Here is a 22,026-nt window from a genome sequence, read left to right on the forward strand (position 1 = left end):
AAAAATTGTATCATTCACTTTATTAGAAAATAATTCATTTTACGATGTTCAAGAAAAATTAGGTATACGCTCCGCAACCTTTTTGAATAAGCTGCATCTATCCTATAAACATACATGTAATTTTTCCACTAAAACACACATGTGACAGACACAGCCTTTGAAGTGAGGGCTGTGTTTTTTTTATAAACTACAAGTTTCACAGTACAGTTGTTTTATGTTTTCGTTACGTAAAGTTTGAAAATCTTTCTGCAACCATTGACACCAGCGCTCTTTATTTTTTGAAATAGCTTTTTGGTGTACTTCATACATTGACAAATCTGGAATGCTTTCATTAGAGAAATTCAATGTTTGAATGAATATAAACAGTCCGTCTTCGTCTAACAGTTCTTTTTGGTACTTTTCTAAAAGATATGAATTAGTTGCATTATAGCTAGACCAATTATTGAAAAATAAAACCAATGCATTGTCATCTTCAGGTGCTAAGGTTCGCGCTTTAAAATAATTCACTATAAAATCAAAAGACTTGTTAATCCCCTCTCTATCATTTATTTGTCCATAATATTTTAAAAAGCTTAAATGTAAATTAAGCATTAGCTCATCTGAAATACCTTCATAGATCAAGGGTTCTATTTTACTGGGGTGAATCACTTTTGCTAGTCTTTCTGCAGCTACATCCCAATTGTTTAACAAACGATGACATACCAAACTATACAACTGTAATATATTGTGTTTTTGATCTGTAGTTAACGTTTCTGAAAAAGATAACCAATGATTCATGTATCTAATAATTTCATACTCATTCCAGGATTCCGTTAAATTGGCTGAAAAATTGGTTACTAACTCCTTATGCGCTTTTACAAACGGCATTACCTGGGGCTCAAACAATACATTTTTGTTGTAAAGTATAGAATCTGTATACATATGGTACAAAGTCTTGTTGGCCAAGGCTACATTTTGTGTTGCTACGGCAGTTCTGAAGTTTTGTGTTGCCAGGGTTTCGAAATTATAGGGATCAAACGTATCTAAATTTCCTTTGTAATGGACTACTGCTGTGGCTTTACGTTGCACAAACAACAAAGAATCCCACGGAAAGTTTTGGTCTCTATTGGCTAAAACTTGCTTTAAAGAATCGTGAGATACTTTTAAGAGTGATTGCCGATCAAAATAATTCAGTTGGAAATCCATTAAATCCCAATGTTCTTTTGCCTCTATATTGAAAGGCACATTTTTAAGGTCTAAGATTTTTTGAAGCTGTTTTTGAATATACGCCGCCCTTGCATTTTGCAATTGTATGTTATGAATGGAATCTCCTTCTACAGAACTATATGCCTGAATAGCTATCGAATGAATGGGTGTTACAACTTTCGCAATTTTAGGAATATGAATAGGCTTGGTTTGGTTTGCATTAAAATCGTAGTTTATTATTTGAGATTGAATAATTCCTTCTTTGCGTAATGCAACCGAAGGTTCATCTTTTGTAACTGCTACCACGGGTCTTAAAGAATACTCATCACTAGGAACTTCTGCCTGATAGATTTCACTACAAGCTTGTCCGTCTTTAATTAAGATTAATGCTGGCGTATAGTCGGCTACATTTAAATTTTCTGGAATAGTGCCCAGTTTTACAATCACCCGGTAATCACTTTCAGCTGTATTATGGGTCCACAATTCTTCTTTGTAAACAGGTGGCAGCAAAATACCATCATGAACAGGAGAAACATCTAACTGATTTTTAGCACCACAAGCAAATTGATCTCTTTTTAATAAATCTACTGCCAAACCATCTTGTGGATTTTTGATAATTTCTTTAAAATACTCCTTACTATGATAATACAATACCACATCTCTGCCCTCTATACGCAATGAATTCCCCATATTCAGGACTAGGTTACCTAGATTGCCAATAGCTTCTTTACAATCATCAGAAGCCTTTGTTAAACCAAAGTCATCGTCAGACAATTGTCCTGGGATAGTTACTCCTTTGGTTGCAAAAACTTGTGTTGCAAATAGTATCTTTTGTTTTAGGTTGTACTCAAAACCAAAATCACCAAACTCATATTCAGGATTTACCATGTTGGCATAATGTCCGGGAGAGTCTTTCCAATTTTCAAACATTTGTTTGGCTACAGCTTTCAGCTGTGCTTTCTTGTTATTTTTTGTTACTACAGTTATATACAGTACATTTTCACCAACACTAATAAAATCTTTGCCTTTAAAAGTATGTACCCTATCAAACGGTGTTTTGTAACCTACCTCACTTTCGGTATGTGTTAGGCTATTGGTACTGCTCATATACTTGCTATGATGCGCGGCAGCCTTTGCCAGTATGGGATGAAATGCTAAAGGAGTAGCTCCTTTCTCTTCACGAAGCTGATTCACCAGTTTTGCTAATTCAGCTTTGATAATAGCGGTTTCCTTTTGACAGTATTGTGCTTGAATACTGATTGTGAATACACCACAAAGTAGTAGTAATATTTTTTTCATACGATAATGGTTTACTTATATCTTCTATACAACCTTTATGCCATAAAAATAAATCTATAAATAAGTGAATCAGTATTTCAGTATTCAGTATTCAGTATTCAGTATTCAGTGTTCAGTATTCAGTGTTCAGTGTTCAGTATTCAATGTTCAGTGATCGGTGGTCAGACTTATAGCTTACGATATTCCTATCAAATTTTGTTTTAACTCAGATCTTTGTTGACTATAGTTTTTATTTCCAGTTTCTAAAATCAGTATATAAAAATCCGTTATCAGATAAAATCTGCTTATTATATTCGGTATTACTTCTTTTATCTAGAAAGGTCAAGTTAATATCTACCAAACAATTGTGTTTCCTTAAATCGGTTTTTAATGAACGTTCTAACTTTCCATTATTCTCAACAATTTCATAATATCCGACAGGTTTAATAAATTCTAGTGAATCAAAGCAGTAGTTTAATGTAATTATAAAATTTTCAGAATCAAACTCCCAATAATTACCGGCAGAAACATCTTTAGTTAAAACTGAATTACATATTTTGATATAAACGTTAGAAACTTGAACTGAGTCTGAAGCAGATTCTATTCGTACATTTTGAGTAAAACAAATGTCTTCATCATTGATATTCCATTCTTTAATTCCAGAATAGCCTCTTTTATCACTGAAGACAACATTATGAATCCAATCAGAAATTTCTTTTTCTTCTAAACGGCTAAATTCAATGGATTGACTTTTGCTATAACTCAAAATACGTTCCGATACATCACTTTCTTTAATTTTTTTGAATTTCACTATTGCATCAGTAGGACTGTTGCAATTGGTTGGTTTTATTCCAATTACTGTTTTCTCCTTATTAGAATTACATCCTAAAATCAGAAAAGGAATAACAAAAAATAATATCCTAAAAAAAGCTTTATTCATAGTTTGTTCTTAATTATGACCAACGCATTGATAGCTACACCAAAATACAACTTTTACCCACCAAACCCTAAACAATAAAAAAAATTGGTGGCTGAGTGCTTTGTGGAATGCAATGGAGCAAAGTGTATCGAAGCCCTCCAAACTAAATGTTTTTTAACTTAGATGTTTGTTGGCGGTAGTGCTTATGAATATTGATGTTCGAAATTACCAGTTCCGTCACTATTTATTTCAAATTTTATATTTCCTTTATATCTGGTTGACCAAACATTTCTTGAGTATTGTCTGTAACTATTCGAAGCGTCCGTAGAAGGTTTTTTTCCAACTGAAACTATGGTGAATTCAGGATTCATTAATTTAACTGCTGGTTGGTAATAACCACTTTTCCTTCCGTGATGTGATGCGTCTAATACTGTTACGTTTTTAATTTCATCTTCGTAATTCTCTACGATGTATTCCCAAGTTTCTTTTTCAGCGTCTCCACCAAATATGAATTTATGACCACCATATTTAATTAGAAGGACATAACTCATAATGTTTTTATTGTCTTTGTCTTGAGCAAGTTTTACTAATTCTGGTGTTGGTGACAATACTGTAATATTGTCCTCATTCAAATATTGTCTTTTGTCTCCAGCGAATGGTCTAATTACTGTAACATCATCAACAGGATTACTATTACTATCTCTAAATTTTTTCAGAAGTTTCCAATCAGCTTTCTGTTTTCTTGACAATTTGGATTCGTCTAATGTAAAATTGTTTTTAACACACCAAATATTAGCTACTGATTTTTGTTCAAATAGTTCATTCATTCCGGTAAAATGGTCAGCGTGTGGATGTGTTTGAACAAATCTAAATACTGAAGAATAACCTAAATCATTAATATATTGAATAGGGTCAGTAAGTGACTTTTTAATTCCTGCCTTTTCCAATAGGTTTTCTGCATCAAACATTCCTAAACTATATCTTAATTGGTCGATTGAGTCCAATCTTGATAAAGATTCGTTTATTAATTCTTGTTTTGTATCATTATCAAATTCGGAAGAACGGTTCATATCTATTACCATTAACCTTTTTGTATCTAAAAATTCAATCACGATTGTATCTCCGTGTCCAACATTTAAATGATGTACTTTAAGCATATTCAATCTTTATTAGCTTTAATTCTCTTATTTATATATTTCGTTTGCTTTTGGTATGACAACACATACAGGTATACTGTAAATATTAGTAGAATGAAAGTTGTGTATATTTCAGGTATTTCAATTGCTCTATCTAATTCGCTGTATAATTTGATAATTATTAAGCAAAAACCTAATGAGATAAGTGTTCTATAGGTATTATTTATCTCCAAAAAAAGATTAATTTTATCATCTTTTTTTGAACAAACAACAAAATCTTTGTAATCTGAAAATTTAACCACCTTACTCTTTTTTAAAATTTTCTCTATCCATAAAGAGCCTATTCTGCTAATGGTCATTCCAATGAAATAGTAAAGAAAAACACCTAAAACTATATTTTCTACTTGAAAGTCATAAATAGTCCATTTAGATGCGATAATAACAAAAAGAATTCCTGGAAATAGATAGTTAAAAAGATTATAGCTCGTAATCTTATTTATGATTTCTGTCATTTAGTTATTTAGTTTTTTCGCATTACAGGTAACGATTCGTATAACCGCCAGTTACGGGTTTTAAGTTAATGTTTATCTTAAGCACAGACGTTAGCAATTCCGAGTGGATACGGGCGTAGTCGAATCCGCCGTAATTGCGGTTATGCATCTTTGTTGCCACCAGTTTTTATTTCAATTCTCCTAGGTGTTATAGTGGTCAAAATATTTTCCATTTTCCTTATATTTTTGTTAGATAGTTCGACAGGTGAAAACATAACAATAAAAAATATGAAATCCTCAAATTCCACAAATCCAGTATATTCAGAAATTGGATGTTTCTTGTATTTGACCTTTCTTAAAACAACTTTAGAGTCTTTTCTTTTTATTGTATTTAAATATTCGATTTCAACCTCATAATTACCTTGTTCAAATTCGCCTTTTTGAATTTTTAATAAGTCGTCAACGGTGTCATCATTTTCTTTTCTGTTCCAAAAGTTTACATACATCCATTCGTCCATTTCAACATCAAACTCAGCACCTCTTTGATAAAGCGTAGCTAACCAATTTGGACAACTTCTAGCATCTATAATCCAACCGAATGGTGCAAATAGATCAACAGCATTATTTCCAGCAAAGGGCAGAGCATATTCTGTTTGAAATTCCTTTAACTGGTCAAAATTCAAAATATCAAGTTCTATATCAGTCGGGTCATAATAAGCTCGATTTAAAGCAGTCTGTGAATATCCAACATTCGTAATCAAAAGTCCTTTATGTGCTTCTATGTCATTTAACATAGAGATGTAGTTTTCAACGGTCTTTACATCTATTTTTTTATTAAAAAACTTTGCATCTATTGCAATTCGCAATCTATTTCCCGCAACATATTGTTCAATTAGAATATCAATTTGTCGGCTTCTTTTGGAATATCTGCCAATAATTTTCGCATCGAGAGTTATTTCGGCATCTGGATATTCATTTCTGAAAATTTCAAATATTTCCTTTTCGTATTTTTTCCAGTTCATTTTTCAAATTGGTGGCAACTCATTTATATCATGAACAAGATATAACTTTTTGTGCAATTTTAAATTTTTATACTCCTATTTTCCTACAACCCCCCACTTTTCCCGTTCATCGGCTTTCCTCCACCCAATCCACAGCTACCTCCCAAGGGGTTTTGTCCCAGTTTTGTTCCAGTCTTCCTTGGTAAAATGGCGTTTTCGTAAAGGAAACTCACCGTTTACTGCAACAACACTGCAACAAACACGCAGGGTTGCTTTACGAAAATGTAACAATTGGTCACGTTGGGTACATTTGAGTATCACTACGTACTAACGCCCATATAATGGTATCATACTCCACACATGGGTACAGATTGCCACAGATATGCACAAAATTGCACAAATTTGTAATGCTATTTCCAACAATTGTTACGAGGAACTGATATTTATCCCCTACCATAACACACTGGTTTTTAGATGAATTATATAGCACATTAACCAAGGCTAAACTCCGTAAAACATTAAAAACAAGCAATCTACAAAACCATATTGGACATTTGCATTACAGTTGTGGACACTTCGTTTTTGCTAAAACTTTGATATACTGCATAATACCAAAAATAAATCGGACACTTTAGTCACGTTCTGTTACCGTTCTGTTACCATCCTGTAAGCGTTCTGTAAGCAAACACTATGCTCCCACTGCTCATCCTGTTACCAACCTTGTACCAACCTTCTATATACCTTGTACCACTCTGTGCTCTTTTCTTTTGAGCTACTCTTACCATTTACTTTTTAGGGTATATACAAACTGTATATTGAACATTTCCCTTGAGTTACATCTCAAAGCATCTCCTATAAGTATTTTGTAGTTAAATACCTTCAATGAGCAACAAAATCATGATTAAGAACATGTACACTGGTTTACCCACTAGGTATGTTCTAATTATTTATAAGGAAGATTGAATGAAAACAAACGGTTCATTGGATGTTTTCAACCGTTTGATTGAAAAGAAACACACGGGTGTTTTGAACAAAACGCACGTGCGTTTATACAAAAACAGACGTCCGTTTTATGAAAAACGGACGTCTGTTTTTATTTTAAGGAACTTTGGAACTAACAGTAAATAAAAGGTTTATCAAAGCCGTACCTAAAAGTAATAAAAAATATTGGATACATCATCATGCTACACTGTAATCCTGATTTCAATACCCCAAGAAATTGAATATATAAGGGGCAGTATCTCAACAACAAATCTAAAAATCTAATATACTAACACTCTAAACTACTAGAAGAAACATTCAACATGTATAATTCAGCATTCAAAATAATAAAAAGCTTCGGTACACTTTGCTCCATTGCATTCCACAAACCACTCAGCCTCCGGAAAAGTAAACAGCTTTCAGTCATTAGCAGTCAGCCTTTAGCTGATAATTACTTCTCTAGTTATTGTAATAAAAATACATCTGAGTGAAGCTAAATTCCCTTTTTTCAGAATATATCCGAGCAAAGCTCCGAGATTCAGGAGCGGTTGAGCGACGCGGAGTTTGCCGGATGGTTTTTGATGCTGTGTTAGCAAGCAGCAAAAAATTCCTTAAAAAGGGTGTCGTTTTCTTTGATTCGTTTCTTTTGGACAAGCAAAAGAAATGAATAACCCTGAAAGGGTAAAACTTGGCGTTTCCATCAAAACATCATACACTCAAGACCAAAAGCACACGTTCAAGCATTCAGCTAAAAACAAAAAGATTCCGTGTCACAGCACGGAATCGCATAATGCCTAAGTTTCAATTTTTGAATACACCGTCATCCTGAACTTGTTTCAGGATCTCACCAACAAATTTAAAAATCTAATATACTAACACTCTAAACTACTAGAAGAAACATTCAAAATAATAAAAAGGCTTCGGTACACTTTGCTCCATTGCATTTCACAAAGCACTCAGCCACCGAGAGAGCAAAAAGATTCCGTGTCACAGCACAGAATGACGGTTATGTATAGACTCCTAAGAAGGTCACTGAGTGATTTTCAATACTACGAAGTAAAGGATTGAAAATAGTACCGAAGTGCCGGGGCTTCGGTACACTTTGTTCCATTGCATTCCACAAACCACTCAGCCACCGGAAAAGTAAACAGCTTTCAGCCGTTAGCAGACAGCCTTTAGCTGATAGCTGACAGATTCCGTGTCACAGCACGAAATGACAATCGCATAATGCCTAAATTTCAATTTTTGAATACACCGTCATCCTGAACTTGTTTCAGGATCTCACTAACAAATCTAAAAATCTAACATACTAACAGTCTAAACTACTAGAAGAAACATTCAAAGAAATAAAAGGCTTCGGTACACTTTGCTCCATTGCATTCCCCAAACCACTCAGCCACCGAGAAATCCGGCAGTTATCGTATTTACATTAAGTCATAGGCCTTAAGGCTTTTCACTTTCAACTTAGAACTCAAAAAAGCTACCCTTCAAACAAACTCAAATACGCATCGCCAATAAAGTCGATGATCTCTGTGGCAGTGAGCGCCTGGTAACTATTCTTTTCTACCGAAAGATCTCCGGCTTTTCCATGTAGGTATACGCCAAAGAGAGCAGCTTGCAACGGATCGTATTGCTGCGCTACAAGACCTGCTATGATGCCCGTCAACGTATCGCCACTTCCCGCGGTTGCCATTCCGGGGTTTCCGGTGGTGTTTACGTACAATTGCCCTTCGCATACGGTGATGGTATACGCATCTTTCAACACCAATACCAGATCGTATTGAGCGGCAAAGGCTTTGGCTTTGGCTAACTTATCAAAATCATCTTCCCATGCGCCTATCAGTCTTTTTAATTCTCCCGGATGAGGGGTTAAAATAGTTTTCGCTGGTAGTAAAGACAACAAACCTTGATGCTGCGCTAAAATATTTAATCCGTCAGCATCTACGACCAGCGTGAGTGTATTGCTTTCTAAAAAGGCGCGAAACGCTCTGATGGTGACCTCTTTGGTATTGGCACCGGGACCAAAAGCCACTACGGTAGGTTTCAGATCAAATTCTATTTCCGAGATATACTCTTCATGTCTGCTGGTAAGTACCATGACTTCGGGCAAAGCGGTTTGAAAGATTTGATAGCCACATTTTGGAATATACGCCGTTACCAGTCCGGCTCCGGCGTTCATGGCTGCTTCAGCCGAGAGCATGGGAGCGCCCATTTTACCATAACTTCCACCAATTACCAATACATGTCCGTAGGTATTCTTGTGCGAAAAGCGTTTGCGGGGTTTGTAAAACTGCAATACTTCCATAGCGCCTATCAAGTGCATATCGGTAGTTACTTCTTGCAGATACTGCGCATCCAACCCAATGTCTAGCAACTCCCAGGTATCGGTAAAAATGCCTGTTTGTGGTAAAAAGAACGGCAATTTAGCCACCTGAAAACTCAGCGTATGGTTGGCTTGTACCACAGCATCCTGCTCCTTCGGCACTTGGTCCAAATACATGCCGGATGGTACATCCACTGCCAAGGTAAATGCTTTACTAGCATTGATATGCTGAATAATGGCTGCAACCCAATCTTCGGCAGGGCGGTTCAATCCCTGACCAAAAATTGCATCTACGATAATATCTTGTGGCGGAAGCTCGGGCAAAGCATCATCCGCTTTAAGTAGCTCTGGCCAATGATTCAGTTCTTTCAACTTGTTATAGTTGATCAAAAAATCTGTACTGCGCTGTTCGCTAAAGTTTACCACATACACCTTTACTGGGTATTGCTGTTCCAATAAAAGCCGTGCAAGGGCAAGTCCGTCTCCACCATTATTTCCGGTTCCACAAAAAAGATGTATGGTCACCGGACTTTGTTGGAGTCGGTTATGCAACCATTCAAAAAGTTGCGTGGCGGCGCGTTCCATCAATTGCCAACTAGAGAGCTGTTGACGTTTTATAGTGTATTCATCAGCTTCTTTTAGCTGCTTCGCGTGTAATATCTTCATAGGTTAATAAAATAGCATTTTTAATGTTAAAATAATAAAAAATAAATATTTTGCTTGTTATCTAAAACAAAACGCCTACATTTGAAAATATAGACGAATTCACAGCAAAGTGTTAAACACATTCAACACATATAATTTTCAAGATACGGTAAATATTTTTCACCGTCATATCGGCTGTGGTATTATTGCTATTATTACTACTACAATTATTATTACCCCGTTCGGGGTTTAAATTTTTCATATCATCTTAGGGCCTTACGTTTGAAAATTTCAAACTACCTTTACTATACACTATTCTTAAGTACATCTTTTTTAGCGATTAAAATACAACATCATGAAAGTTTTAAAATTTGGCGGAACATCGGTAGCCAATGCAGAAAATATACAAAAAGTAAAAGCCATAGTAGCTTCTGAAAAAGAAGAAAAGAACATGGCGGTAGTGGTATCTGCCTTGGGTGGCGTTACCGATCTACTCTTAAAAACAGCTGCACAAGCAGTGGCGCAAGACGAAAACTACAAAGCAACGCTTGAACACATTGAAGACCGCCATTTAGAAACCATTCAGGAGCTTATTCCGGTAACTTCACAAAGTGGTGTCATCAGTCAGGTGAAACAAAAACTGAATCAATTAGAAACCCTGTACGAAGGTTTGTTCCTTTTGGGAGAGATCACACCAAGAACGTCCGACAAGATCGTGAGCTATGGTGAAGTGCTTTCTTCTTATATCATTGCTGAATTCTTTAAAGTAGCAGGATTGGATGCAACACTGAAGGATTCCAGAGATTTGATCAAGACCAACAAACACTTTGGAAAGGCATTGGTAGATTTTAAACTGACAAATACCAACTGTTATTTCTATTTCAGAAGTGCCAAGCAAAAAGTGACGGTATTACCGGGGTTTGTAGCCAGTACTAGCGAAGGTGAAACAACTACGCTGGGGCGCGGTGGTTCTGATTATACAGCAGCCATCATTGCCGGAGCTACAGATGCAAAAGTATTAGAAATTTGGACTGATGTAAGTGGAATGTTCACAGCCAACCCGAAGGTGGTAAAACAAGCCAAGGCGATTGCAAAGATCTCTTATGAAGAGGCGATGGAATTGTCACACTTTGGTGCGAAAGTATTGTATCCGCCAACAGTGCAACCCGTATTGCAAAAACAGATTCCTATTTTGATAAAAAATACCTTTGCTCCGGAAGAAGTGGGTACACTGATCATGAAAGACGATGCCGAAAACGGACAGCAACCGGTAAAGGGTATTTCCAATGTAGATAAGATTGCGTTGCTTACGCTAGAAGGTGTGGGAATGGTTGGTATCCCTGGAATCTCCAAACGTTTGTTTGAAGTGTTATCACAAGCAGAAATCAGTGTGATCATGATCACCCAGGCTTCTTCAGAACATTCTATCTGTTTAGGAATTAGTGCTGCCGATGCTGTGAAAGCTGAAGCTGCCATCAACACTGCTTTTGAATATGAGATTTCATTGAACAAAATCAAACCTGTAATCGTAGAAGCAGGCTTGTCCATCATTGCTTTAGTGGGCGATCATATGAAGAGTCACCAGGGATTGAGTGGTAAATTGTTTAGCACCCTTGGTAAAAACAACGTAAACATCCGCGCGATTGCTCAGGGAGCTTCGGAACGTAACATTTCTGCAGTAATCGATGAAAAGGATGTAAACAAAGCCTTGAACGTTTTGCACGAGCGTTTCTTTGAAGAACAAACCAAACAATTAAACTTGTTTGTGACGGGTGTTGGTAATGTAGGTGAAAAGTTCTTACAACAAATCCATCAGCAGAAGAAGTTCTTAAAAGAGCGTTTAAAACTGAATGTACGAGTAATTGCGTTGAGCAACTCTAGAAAAATGGTGTTTGACGAAGGCGGTATTTCGCTTAGCAATTGGAAAGAAGCCCTTGACAATGGCGAACAAGCTTCGTTAGACGGTTTCTTTAAAAAAGTAAAAAGCCTGAACCTGCGTAACAGCATTTTTGTAGACAACACGGCTACGGAATTGGTTGCTGAGACGTATGATAAATACTTAAAAAATAGCATCGCGGTAGTAACCTGTAACAAAATTGCAGCTGCTTCGGACTATAAAAACTATCAATATTTAAAGCGTTTATCGCATAACTACAATGCGCCTTTCTTGTTCGAAACTAATGTAGGTGCTGGTTTACCCATCATTGATACCTTAAAGAACTTGATTGCTTCGGGCGACCGTATTCATACCATCAAAGCCGTGCTTTCAGGTAGTTTGAACTTTGTATTCAATAATTTTGATACGGAGCATAACTTCCACGATGTGGTGCAACAAGCCAAGGAAGAAGGTTATACAGAACCTGATCCTAAAATAGATTTAAGTGGTGTAGATGTGGCACGTAAGATCTTGATCTTAGCACGTGAAAGTGGTTTTGAATTGGATATGGAAGCGATTAAAAACGATCCGTTCTTACCACAAGATAGTTTAGATGCTCCAACAGTTCCTGAGTTTTTCGAAACCTTGAAAACGCACGATGCGCATTTCAATGAATTGTATGCGAAGGCATCAGCCAAAGGAGCGCGTTTAAAATATGTAGCCTCTTTTGAAGACGGAAAAGCGAAGGTTGGTTTGGAGGAAATCCCAAGTGATCATCCGTTTTACAATTTAGAAGGAAAAGACAATATTGTATTATTCTATACCGATCGTTATCAGGAACAACCGTTATTGATTAAAGGTGCAGGTGCTGGTGCAGACGTTACCGCATCCGGAATCTTTGCCGATATTATACGCGTAGGAAGCAACTAACATATGGAAGCAGTAAAAATATTTTGTCCGGCCACCATTGCCAACGTTTCGTGTGGTTTTGATGTGCTAGGATTGTGTTTAGATTCGGTAGGTGATGAAATGGTGGTGCGCAAGTCGGATACTCCGGGAGTGCGTATTACCAAGATTGATGGAGCAGATTTACCGATGGAAACCGATAAAAACGTTTCGGGAGTAGCTGCAGTAGCCATGCTCGAAGCTTTGAAATCAAATCAAGGATTTGAAATCGAAATCTATAAAAAAATAAAAGCCGGAAGCGGTATAGGTAGCAGTGCTGCCAGTTCGGCCGGAGCGGTATTCGGTATCAACGAATTACTAGGCAAACCCTTTACGCCAGCGGAATTGGTACAATTTGCCATGCAAGGAGAAGCCTTAGCTAGCGGAACTGCGCATGCCGATAACGTAGCTCCTGCCCTTGTGGGTGGTTGTACGTTGGTACGCAGCTATACGCCTTTGGATGTGGTGGGCATTCCGGTTCCGTCCGAATTGTATGCTACCGTAGTGCATCCGCAGATAGAAGTGAAAACAGCGGATTCCAGAGCGGTACTAAAGAAAAACCTAACCTTAAGCAAAGCCATTCAGCAATGGGGCAATGTTGGCGGATTTGTAAGCGGCATGTTCTTAAACGATTATGAATTGATTGCACGCTCGTTGGAAGACGTGATTGTAGAACCGGTACGTTCGGTACTGATTCCGTTGTTTAAAGACGTAAAAGCTGCAGCTGCTTCAGCTGGAGCTTTAGGTAGTGGTATTTCGGGTTCAGGACCTTCTATTTTTGCGTTGAGCAAAGGAGCCGAAACCGCTACCAAAGTGGCCGAAGCCATGACAAAAGTATATCACAACTCTGGCATTGCCATAGAAGTACATGTTTCAAAAATCAATCCTGACGGATGTAAACTATTATAAAAATGAACTATTATAGTCTCCATAATAAAGCACAAAAAGTATCGTTTCAAGAAGCCGTAGTACAAGGAATTGCTCCCGATCGTGGGTTGTATTTCCCGGAAAGCATCACTGCATTGCCTTCGGAATTTATTCAGCATATAGAAAACTATTCCAATGAAGAAATTGCGTTTACCGTGATTTCACAATTTGTAGGAGATGAAATTGATGAAGCCTCTTTAAAAGAAATCATCAAAGAAACCTTGTGTTTTGACTTTCCTACCGTAAAAGTAGAAGACAATGTGTACAGTTTGGAGTTATTTCACGGACCAACCATGGCGTTTAAAGACGTTGGCGGTCGTTTTATGGCACGCTGTCTGGGGTATTTCAACAAAGATAAAACACAGGAACAAGTCACTGTTTTGGTAGCCACTTCTGGAGATACCGGTGGTGCTGTGGCAAGCGGTTTTTTAGGAGTTGATGGCGTAAATGTGGTGATCCTCTACCCTAGCGGAAAAGTGAGCGATATTCAGGAAAAACAATTGACTACTTTAGGACAAAACATTACTGCTTTGGAAGTGAACGGTGTTTTTGATGATTGCCAAGATATGGTGAAAAATGCCTTTTTAGATGCTGAATTGACTTCGCAAAACCTAACTTCGGCAAACTCTATCAATGTTGCGCGTTGGTTGCCGCAAATGTTCTATTTCTTCTTTGCGTACAAACAATTGAAACAACAAGGAAAAGAATTTGTGTTTGTAGTACCTAGCGGAAACTTTGGAAATATCTGTGCCGGAATGATGGCGAGCAAACTAGGTTTGCCAGTAAAACAATTTGTAGCCGCTACCAATGTAAACGATACCGTACCAAGATTTTTGGCCACCGGAACCTACGAACCAAAACCATCGAAACAAACCATTTCGAACGCTATGGATGTAGGGAACCCAAGTAATTTTGTGCGTATTCAGGAAATCTACGGTCAAGATACCGAAGCCTTGAAAAAGCACTTTTCTTCGTTTAGCTATACCGATGAAGATACTCGTAAAGCCATGAAAGCCATTTACGAAACCAGTGGTTATGTAGCCGATCCGCATGGAGCTGTGGGTTATTTGGGAGCTAAAAAGTATTTAGAAAATCATGATGATTTGTGTGTGTTTCTAGAAACGGCACACCCTGTGAAGTTTTTAGATACTGTTGTTGATACTTTGGGTGTTGAGGTTGCCATTCCACCACAAATTGAAGTGGTATTAGACAAAGAGAAAAAAAGTACTTTAATAGCTACGTATGAGGATTTAAAAGCGTTTTTAGTAGGAAGGAATTTATAAAACAACAAAGCCTCCAAATATGGAGGCTTTTGTTTTATGATTGCTTATCAAATACAAGTATTTTTCCGTTGTCCGCATACCGCATAGATAATATACCACTACCCTCTACGTTGGCTCCATATAGTTCATAAAAGTAGCTTGAACCCTCTTCATCTATCAATTTTAAATATAAGATATCCGTTTCGTTGCCTTCGTACGTATACGTTAATTCATACGTAAAAGTTTCTAACAACAAATCTTTGGAAAACTCCTTATAGTCAGAATCTGAAATAACAAGTTTATAATCCGGATCAACTTCACTAATCCACGTACCCTTAATTTCAGTTGCGATATCATCTTGTATTTTTTGTGCGTGTAATGCTACACAAGAAAAAAGCAATAAAATACCCAGGAAAAAGTAGTTTCGAATAGTCATAAGGATACAGGTTTACATTTACCTCATTAATTTAACAAAAAAATTCCATCATACATAATCGAAAAGAAATAAAAACGTTGTATGATAAACAAGTATTCAAACTATGAAATACATATACTTACTCCTCTGTTTGGTTTGTTTACAAGCAAATGCTTTTCATACAGACAAATTTGTACGAGAAACCTATCGTAATGTAAAAGTGTTGGCTAAAGTACCTTTTAACGAATGTGCGTTAGCAAGCAAATCTAAAGTAGTTGGACAGCTAGCAGCAAAACTATCTGAAAAACTAAAGTACAACGATACTATTTATCTCTACTTTAACTCAAGATATGACCGTGACCCATTGACTATTTTGAACAAAAATTATTATGACAAGCAACTCAATATTTTTGAACTTTACAGTTATCACTATGGCACATACAAGATAAATCATCCTCATATAGCACTTAAAAAAATCACCAACGATAGTAAAGTTACCGATATATTACAGCTACTTCACTATGCCATTACCAACAACCTAGCGAATGATACACAAACCTATGAACGACATTTACCTTATGATGATGACAAAGTATTACCAACAGAAAAAATAGCCTATGCCGGACTTTCAGCAGATGCCATTGATGCTATTTTAGCGAAACCCTTACCCAAACTGATAAAAAAGTATTGAAAGCAAAAGCAGTTTTTTTAGAAAAAGATGGTGTACAGTTATATTTTGAAAACAACGCCTATCACATCAGCAATGGGAAGGTAATTTTTAAAGCTGAAAACTTAGTGCAAACTTTAAAAGGAAGCCAAGGATTGTTTCTGTTTTACCAACCGGATGCATTTGTATATCTAAATTCCGAAACCACAGCAATACAACAACACACGTTTACAACACTTAAAAAGAATGTGACCGATGAAACGCTTAGATTTAATTACCCTTTTCTTTTTGAAGGTGGTTATAACTACTATACAAGAACCAAGAATCCTAAAGGAATAAGCTTCTACCCTATTTTTAGAAGAAAATATTGGTTTGAATTTTCAGAAGTAGAGAATCAAATAACTTCAGAATATAAATAGTATCTTTCCCGAAGCAATTCAATATAAAACTACAAATGAAAAAACTACTTATTGGCGTATTGGCCTTGACGCTTTGTTTCAGTTGTGAAACTTCCGAAAAAAAAGAAGAAAAATCAACTTCACCCAATACAGAAGATCTAACAGAATTTGGAATAAAACAAGGTGAAGACCCCAAAGGTTTACAAGTGGGTACAAAAGTTCCGGATATTGAAATTGAGGTAGAAGGAAGAGCTGTACCGTTAGCAAAACTCTATGCTGAAAAGCCTCTGGTTCTTTTCTTTTATCGTGGATCATGGTGTCCGCATTGTAATAAGTACTTATCCCAAATGGCAGAACAAGCATCTACAATTCAAGAAAACGCAACGCTTGTTGCCGTGACTCCAGAAACTAGAGACTATGCAGAAAAGATGAAAGGAGAAAAAAAAGCGCACTTTTTGGTAGCTTCTGATATTTCGGGAGAGGTCATGGATGCTTTTAATGTTGGATTTGGAGTTACCAATGCATATCAAGAAAATTTGACTAAAAATAAAATATCGCTAACGGATAGAAATGCGAGTCATCAATCGGTACTTCCAGTTCCGGCAACCTATATAATTAATACCCATGGAGAAATTGTATACCGTTTTGTAAACCCAGATTATACGAAACGGGCTCCAATTGAAGAAATCATAAAAGTTGTAGATCAACTATAAATTAAAAAAAGCTCCTGTTTAGGAGCTTTTTTTATTCTTTTAATTTCTTACAATAAATTCACATCTACGGTTGATAGCATGTTCCACTTGGGTACAATTTTCACCACAAGCTACCAATGGTTTCCTTTCGCCATAACCTTCAGAAGTTAGTCTTCGACGCTCAATTCCCTGCGATACCAAATAATCTACAGCAGACGCTGCTCTGTTTTTAGACAGTTTGATATTGTATGCATCGGTACCTTGAGAATCTGTATGTGCATCAATCTCTACTTCCATAGTTGGGTATTTCTTCATCAAATCTACCAATACATTTAATATTCTTGCTGCTTGTGGTTTGATGTCCCATTTATCTAAATCGAAGTAAATATTTTCCAATTCAATATACATTAATCCATCTTCGCGTACTACTACAATATCTTCTGCATCATCAAAAGACTCCAGGGATAATCCTATAGAATAATAAAACACACCCTCCTCACCTGTTGTAAATTCATTGGTATAAGGAACATATAAACTTTTCTGAGCTTCAATTGTATACGTAGTAAATGGTTTTGTCTTGAATTTGTAGTGAGCATCAGCCCCAACTACAGTCTCTCCTACAACTTCTCCGTTTTCGTCATACAATCTAACAGTGGTTCCCGGTAGTGGTTCGTGAGAGTGCTTGTCTGTTACATCACCTTCTACCACAAAACTATTCAGATTATCTTCTCTATCAAAAGCATAGATTTTGTCTCCACCACTTCTATTAGATGAAAAATATCCGGTATTTTTTTCAGTATTTACTACAAAAGCAAAATCGTCTAATTCGCTATTTAATGTAGCTCCCAAATTCATAGGTTTTGTAAAAGTAGAATCTGTGGGCGAAGTCATGTAAATATCTAATCCGCCCATACCTTTTAAACCATTCGAAGCGAAATAGAGAATTCCATCTTCTGCAATAAACGGAAACTGTTCACGCTCCTTTGTATTAATTCCGCTTCCTAAGTTCTTTGGATATGAATAAATTCCATCTTCCTTAATATCTACATAGAATAAGTCGTATGATCCATCTTTATCACTAGAAAAATACAAGCGTTTGTCATCATTAGAAAGTGCCGGATGCATGGTGTTGTATGTTTCAGAAGAAAAAGGCAACTCGGTTATATTTTGCCACGAACCATCTATAAATTCTGCTTTAAACATACGAACAGTAGCTACTTTCTCGTCATTGATCTTGTTACGCTTTCTACTGGTTCTATTAAAATACATAGTCTTTCCATCCTTGGTGAACACTGCAGAACTTTCATGGGAAGTTGTATTGATATCTTCTGAAAAAGATTGGATGTTCTCAAGTGTTTTATCTTCACTTACAGTGGCGGTGTACAAATCTAAATAGGGTGTACAATCCCAGCTAAACGTAGGATTCTCTTTATTTCTGGTAGCTGCAAAAATGACACTATCTTGTTTGAAGTAGGCCAAACCAAAATCACCAGAAACACTTTTTTGCAATGGTTTTGAAAAGTAGTTATAGGGTACTTTTTCTTGAATATCTTGTATAAATTGTTGAGTAGCATATGGTTTTCCGGTATATACACCTAGAATGGAATCAGCCTCATCATATGATTTTATTCCTTTCAAAGCATGAGCATAGCGAAATAAATATTCTTTTGGAACAGAATCCTTATACGTTGTAAATAGCTTTTGATATGCTCCGGAAGCTTTCTCCATTTGAGAAATATAGAAATAACTATCTGCCAAGTTTTGCAGTACTTGTTGAGACGGGTTGTCTAGTTTCAAATACAACTGCGTTGCCGCTTCATAAGCCCTATCTGCAAAGGCATTGTTAGCGCGTTTCTCATCTGATGACTGAGCGAAACTATGAAGCTGAAAGAACAGCGTACTTATAAATACTATATATTTTATTTTCATACGGCAGTTGTTTTAGAAAAATCGGGGTGAAACATCGTACCCTTTTGGTTTTCCTATTTTACTTATATCAAACAAAACCATGACCTCGTGTGAACCAGATGCATATTTACTAAGATTAGTTAACGTATAATCATATGCATACCCAACTCTTACAGTGGGCGAAATTCTAAAATTGAATAATCCACTTACTGCATCGTCCCATCTATAACCAACTCCTACTTCAAAAACATCATGAAAAAGTACGTTGGAAGTAATATCTAGAGAAACTGGAGCATCGTAAGCTGCTTTAAGCATAAAGGCTGGTTTAAGTTTCACATCCTCATTGAGCTGAAACACGTATCCACCGGTTGCAAAATAATGAATGTCTTCTACCGCTTGATAAGCAATTCCGTCTTGATTCTCGATATGATGTGATTTGAGCAAATTAGGCGCCGATAATCCGAAGTAGAAATTTTCACCAAACAAGAAAAAACCAGTTCCCACATTTGGCATGGTTCTACTAATGTTTTCAGCAAATGCATTATCTGGTGCATCATCTGAAAATTGGAACCCTGTAAAATTGGCATCATAAAATGTGGCTCCTGCTTTTAATCCTAAAGATAATTTCAGTTTTTCTGAAAAACGTAATACATAGGCAAAGTCTGCATACACATTGGTTTCACTTACCACGTTTCCTATATCATCATTCACAATAGAAAGCCCCATTTCTACATTGTTTGGAAATGTATTATGGATAAAAAAGCTTTGAGTAGTTGGAGCTCCTTCAAATCCTACCCATTGTGCACGGTAAAGGCCTCCAAGTTTTATAACATCGGGGTCATCTGTTGCATACGCCGGGTTTACAACACTCATGTTGTACATATACTGAGTATACTGCGGATCTTGCTGTGCTTTCACGGTGAAACCAAACAGCAAACACATACAACATATATATAATTTAATATTCATTTTTAATTTCTTCTACCTATTTAAATATAATCTTCCTTGAATAGCGTCTCTTCCTTCAATATGCAATTGTAGCACAAAGAAATAAACTCCTGTTGGCACACCATTGCTACCAATAGTTACAGCTCCTGTATTGGTTTTACCATCCCAATCTGGAGTGTCAAAGTTTCCTTTGTAAACTACATTCCCATATCTATTGAAAATCTCTATTTCGAAATTTGGATAATATTCTCGTAAATTATGAATGGTAAAGGTTTCGTTTACTCCATCATTATTTGGTGAAAAACCGTCTGGTATAATTACATCACAATATGTAATATCTACCGTAACCGCTAATCGTTCTGTATTTGGGCAATCGGCATAATCTGCATACACTCCGTAATACGTTACGCCTGGTTCAAGCATATCGGTATTCTCATACATATTACCACCTACAGCAGCATCATACCAAGCAACTTCACCATCCGGGTTAATTAAATTTTCAGTTAATGATTCAAACGTTGGCATATCCTGCTCACAAAATATATTGCCTTCTTCCTCCATTTCAATCATGTCTCCATTATAAATTTCAAAAGTTGCCGAAGCTATATCCGTGAAATAGATAGGACATTCTACTGCTCCATCACTTAAGTTTACTAGTAATACAGAAACAGTACCTTCTGTGGCTAATACTTCTCCAGGAATGGTAAATACGGCCTCCCCATCTATTAATGTTACGATTAAATCACTTTCTGAATAATTGACAACCCCAGAAACTTCATACTCTATGATGTAATCACCATCTGGTATGGATGGATTAGAAATAATTACATCATTGGCAACACCAAGACATACATTTTGAGTAAATAATTTGGTTTGATCCACATCTATATCTGGAACATCTGTGACCTCAAAAGTGATAAAAGCATCGGTATTTAAATTTGCACAACCTGTATCTAAATTCACTACTGAAGTAATGGTCAATAAATAAGCATCTGTTAGCGAAATCTGATCTACAGGTATATTGAAAACAGCGTCTCCGTTCGCAAAAGAAATTGTTTCACTTGTGTATGAATTACTTCCTGATGTAGTTTCAAGACTATAGGTTAATTGATAATCTCCATCGGAAAGATTCGTATTTGTTATGGTTAGTATTCCTTCATTCCCTAAACATACATTATCAATACTTAAAGCAGAAGTTGCTATACTTGGTCCTTCAACTACCTCAAAAGAAGCGGTGATAGTCGCAGAACTGGTGTTACAAGAATTTGTTTCTTGTGGTAATATTTCGGTTACAGAAATTGTAGTTACCCCAACATTACTCAATAAACTTTCATCTACTACAAATGATCCTGTTCCTGCATTCACAGCAATATTCGCGTTTTGATCTCCAACGGTATTACTTCCAGAAAGGGAATACGTAATTGTATACACTCCATCTGGTATATTTTGTAAGGCGACTAAAGCCTGTGTACCATAACAAATTTCGGTATCTACTGAAAGAGTCACTGCATCCATATCGATAGATTCCAAAATTTCAATTTGAACGGTTTCACTATCGGATACGCAACTACCACTAACAGTATAAGTAAATGTATTTGTACCCGTATTATAATCGGCAGGAGTAATTATGCTACTTACGATCTCATTATTAGAATTTGTCCAAACTCCGCCTTCATCTTGAGTACCATCTAAAAGCGTGTACAAATCAAAAGTTGCATCTAGATTACATACTTCAATCAGCCCAGTAAAGTTTCCTGCATTTGCAACTGATGTATCTATCACAAACGATATTTCTGTGGCATTGTCCCCACAACTCGCGCTGCTTACTGTATAGGTGTAATTGTAGGTTCCTGCTGTCAATGAAGTGATGTCGATTTCATTAGACACTGTATTATTGGATGCATCGGTCCAAATTCCTCCAGTATCTTCGTTAACTAATAAATCAAACAAATCGATGGTTCCTTCGCTAGTGCAGTAGGTTGTTAATCCTACAAAATCACCGGATGATAAGCTTTGTTCTACCGTAACT

Annotated in this window: 16 protein-coding genes; 6 read left to right on the forward strand and 10 right to left on the reverse strand. The window is 36.5% G+C overall.

What is annotated here, in order from left to right; translation table 11 throughout:
- Positions 1 to 180 precede the first annotated feature (180 nt).
- The 6 genes from BM383_RS06340 to BM383_RS06365 all read right to left on the reverse strand — a co-directional run bounded on the left by BM383_RS06340 (position 181) and on the right by BM383_RS06365 (position 9,980).
- The gene (locus tag BM383_RS06340; RefSeq protein WP_093024190.1) at positions 181 to 2,484 is read right to left on the reverse strand and encodes a CAP domain-containing protein; all 2,304 of its coding nucleotides are present in this window, start codon (positions 2,482 to 2,484) and stop codon (positions 181 to 183) included.
- 229 nt (positions 2,485 to 2,713) lie between these two features.
- Positions 2,714 to 3,403, reverse strand: coding sequence for a hypothetical protein (locus BM383_RS06345; protein ID WP_093024192.1), 690 nt, complete (start codon positions 3,401 to 3,403; stop codon positions 2,714 to 2,716).
- Between the two features lie 182 nt (positions 3,404 to 3,585).
- Entirely contained in the window at positions 3,586 to 4,452 is an 867-nt protein-coding gene (locus BM383_RS06350; RefSeq protein ID WP_143106353.1) for a ComEC/Rec2 family competence protein, read from the reverse strand.
- An 89-nt stretch (positions 4,453 to 4,541) separates the two neighbouring features.
- A complete protein-coding gene (locus BM383_RS06355) occupies positions 4,542 to 5,030 on the reverse strand; it encodes a hypothetical protein (protein WP_093024196.1) in 489 nt (162 codons plus the stop codon).
- Between the two features lie 140 nt (positions 5,031 to 5,170).
- Complete coding sequence (locus BM383_RS06360; protein WP_093024198.1) at positions 5,171 to 6,031, reverse strand: restriction endonuclease; 861 nt, start codon at positions 6,029 to 6,031, stop codon at positions 5,171 to 5,173.
- A 2,440-nt stretch (positions 6,032 to 8,471) separates the two neighbouring features.
- Complete coding sequence (locus BM383_RS06365; RefSeq protein ID WP_093024200.1) at positions 8,472 to 9,980, reverse strand: NAD(P)H-hydrate dehydratase; 1,509 nt, start codon at positions 9,978 to 9,980, stop codon at positions 8,472 to 8,474.
- 334 nt (positions 9,981 to 10,314) lie between these two features.
- Here BM383_RS06365 and thrA point away from each other — a divergent pair, with 334 nt between their 5' ends.
- Genes thrA through thrC form a run of 3 tightly spaced genes read left to right on the forward strand, consistent with a single transcriptional unit; the run spans position 10,315 to position 14,990 of the window.
- Complete coding sequence (gene thrA / locus BM383_RS06370) at positions 10,315 to 12,765, forward strand: bifunctional aspartate kinase/homoserine dehydrogenase I (protein WP_093024202.1); 2,451 nt, start codon at positions 10,315 to 10,317, stop codon at positions 12,763 to 12,765.
- A 3-nt stretch (positions 12,766 to 12,768) separates the two neighbouring features.
- Complete coding sequence (locus tag BM383_RS06375) at positions 12,769 to 13,689, forward strand: homoserine kinase (RefSeq protein WP_093024205.1); 921 nt, start codon at positions 12,769 to 12,771, stop codon at positions 13,687 to 13,689.
- A 2-nt stretch (positions 13,690 to 13,691) separates the two neighbouring features.
- The gene (gene thrC / locus BM383_RS06380; protein WP_093024207.1) at positions 13,692 to 14,990 is read left to right on the forward strand and encodes a threonine synthase; all 1,299 of its coding nucleotides are present in this window, start codon (positions 13,692 to 13,694) and stop codon (positions 14,988 to 14,990) included.
- Between the two features lie 34 nt (positions 14,991 to 15,024).
- Here thrC and BM383_RS06385 read toward each other — a convergent pair whose 3' ends face one another.
- On the reverse strand, positions 15,025 to 15,405 hold the full coding sequence (locus tag BM383_RS06385) for a hypothetical protein (RefSeq protein WP_093024209.1): 381 nt from the start codon (positions 15,403 to 15,405) through the stop codon (positions 15,025 to 15,027).
- Positions 15,406 to 15,508: 103 nt separating this feature from the next.
- Here BM383_RS06385 and BM383_RS06390 point away from each other — a divergent pair, with 103 nt between their 5' ends.
- From BM383_RS06390 to BM383_RS06400, 3 genes are read left to right on the forward strand one after another with little or no spacing between them, the layout of a single operon-like run.
- Positions 15,509 to 16,075 carry a hypothetical protein gene (locus BM383_RS06390; protein WP_093024211.1) on the forward strand — a complete coding sequence of 189 codons (567 nt, stop codon included), beginning with the start codon at positions 15,509 to 15,511 and terminating at the stop codon, positions 16,073 to 16,075.
- Complete coding sequence (locus BM383_RS06395; protein WP_093024213.1) at positions 16,072 to 16,470, forward strand: hypothetical protein; 399 nt, start codon at positions 16,072 to 16,074, stop codon at positions 16,468 to 16,470. The genes BM383_RS06390 and BM383_RS06395 overlap by 4 nt, the downstream gene beginning before the upstream one ends.
- A 35-nt stretch (positions 16,471 to 16,505) precedes the next feature.
- Positions 16,506 to 17,162, forward strand: a complete 657-nt coding sequence (locus BM383_RS06400) for a peroxiredoxin-like family protein (protein WP_093024215.1) — start codon at positions 16,506 to 16,508, stop codon at positions 17,160 to 17,162.
- 39 nt (positions 17,163 to 17,201) lie between these two features.
- Here the strand turns inward: BM383_RS06400 and BM383_RS06405 are convergent, their stop codons facing one another.
- From BM383_RS06405 to BM383_RS06415, 3 genes are all read right to left on the reverse strand, one after another.
- Complete coding sequence (locus tag BM383_RS06405; protein WP_093024217.1) at positions 17,202 to 19,070, reverse strand: OmpA family protein; 1,869 nt, start codon at positions 19,068 to 19,070, stop codon at positions 17,202 to 17,204.
- 12 nt (positions 19,071 to 19,082) lie between these two features.
- Positions 19,083 to 20,018 carry a PorP/SprF family type IX secretion system membrane protein gene (locus BM383_RS06410; protein ID WP_093024219.1) on the reverse strand — a complete coding sequence of 312 codons (936 nt, stop codon included), beginning with the start codon at positions 20,016 to 20,018 and terminating at the stop codon, positions 19,083 to 19,085.
- Positions 20,019 to 20,030: 12 nt separating this feature from the next.
- Positions 20,031 to 22,026, reverse strand: a 1,996-nt coding sequence (locus tag BM383_RS06415; protein WP_177229076.1) for a T9SS type B sorting domain-containing protein, incomplete at its 5' end; no start/stop codon positions are given.

It is taken from the genome of Pustulibacterium marinum (genome assembly GCF_900116665.1).
GTDB classification, from domain to species: Bacteria; Bacteroidota; Bacteroidia; order Flavobacteriales; family Flavobacteriaceae; genus Pustulibacterium; species Pustulibacterium marinum.

What these genes read in the sequence shown, in the direction of transcription:
- BM383_RS06340 (WP_093024190.1), bottom strand. Translation starts at nt 2,484, where the DNA reads ATGAAAAAAATATTACTACTACTTTGTGGTGTATTCACAATCAGTATT.
- BM383_RS06345 (WP_093024192.1), bottom strand. Translation starts at nt 3,403, where the DNA reads ATGAATAAAGCTTTTTTTAGGATATTATTTTTTGTTATTCCTTTTCTG.
- BM383_RS06350 (WP_143106353.1), bottom strand. Translation starts at nt 4,452, where the DNA reads ATGAACCGTTCTTCCGAATTTGATAATGATACAAAACAAGAATTAATA.
- BM383_RS06355 (WP_093024196.1), bottom strand. Translation starts at nt 5,030, where the DNA reads ATGACAGAAATCATAAATAAGATTACGAGCTATAATCTTTTTAACTAT.
- BM383_RS06360 (WP_093024198.1), bottom strand. Translation starts at nt 6,031, where the DNA reads ATGAACTGGAAAAAATACGAAAAGGAAATATTTGAAATTTTCAGAAAT.
- BM383_RS06365 (WP_093024200.1), bottom strand. Translation starts at nt 9,980, where the DNA reads ATGAAGATATTACACGCGAAGCAGCTAAAAGAAGCTGATGAATACACT.
- thrA (WP_093024202.1), top strand. Translation starts at nt 10,315, where the DNA reads ATGAAAGTTTTAAAATTTGGCGGAACATCGGTAGCCAATGCAGAAAAT.
- BM383_RS06375 (WP_093024205.1), top strand. Translation starts at nt 12,769, where the DNA reads ATGGAAGCAGTAAAAATATTTTGTCCGGCCACCATTGCCAACGTTTCG.
- thrC (WP_093024207.1), top strand. Translation starts at nt 13,692, where the DNA reads ATGAACTATTATAGTCTCCATAATAAAGCACAAAAAGTATCGTTTCAA.
- BM383_RS06385 (WP_093024209.1), bottom strand. Translation starts at nt 15,405, where the DNA reads ATGACTATTCGAAACTACTTTTTCCTGGGTATTTTATTGCTTTTTTCT.
- BM383_RS06390 (WP_093024211.1), top strand. Translation starts at nt 15,509, where the DNA reads ATGAAATACATATACTTACTCCTCTGTTTGGTTTGTTTACAAGCAAAT.
- BM383_RS06400 (WP_093024215.1), top strand. Translation starts at nt 16,506, where the DNA reads ATGAAAAAACTACTTATTGGCGTATTGGCCTTGACGCTTTGTTTCAGT.
- BM383_RS06405 (WP_093024217.1), bottom strand. Translation starts at nt 19,070, where the DNA reads ATGAAAATAAAATATATAGTATTTATAAGTACGCTGTTCTTTCAGCTT.
- BM383_RS06410 (WP_093024219.1), bottom strand. Translation starts at nt 20,018, where the DNA reads ATGAATATTAAATTATATATATGTTGTATGTGTTTGCTGTTTGGTTTC.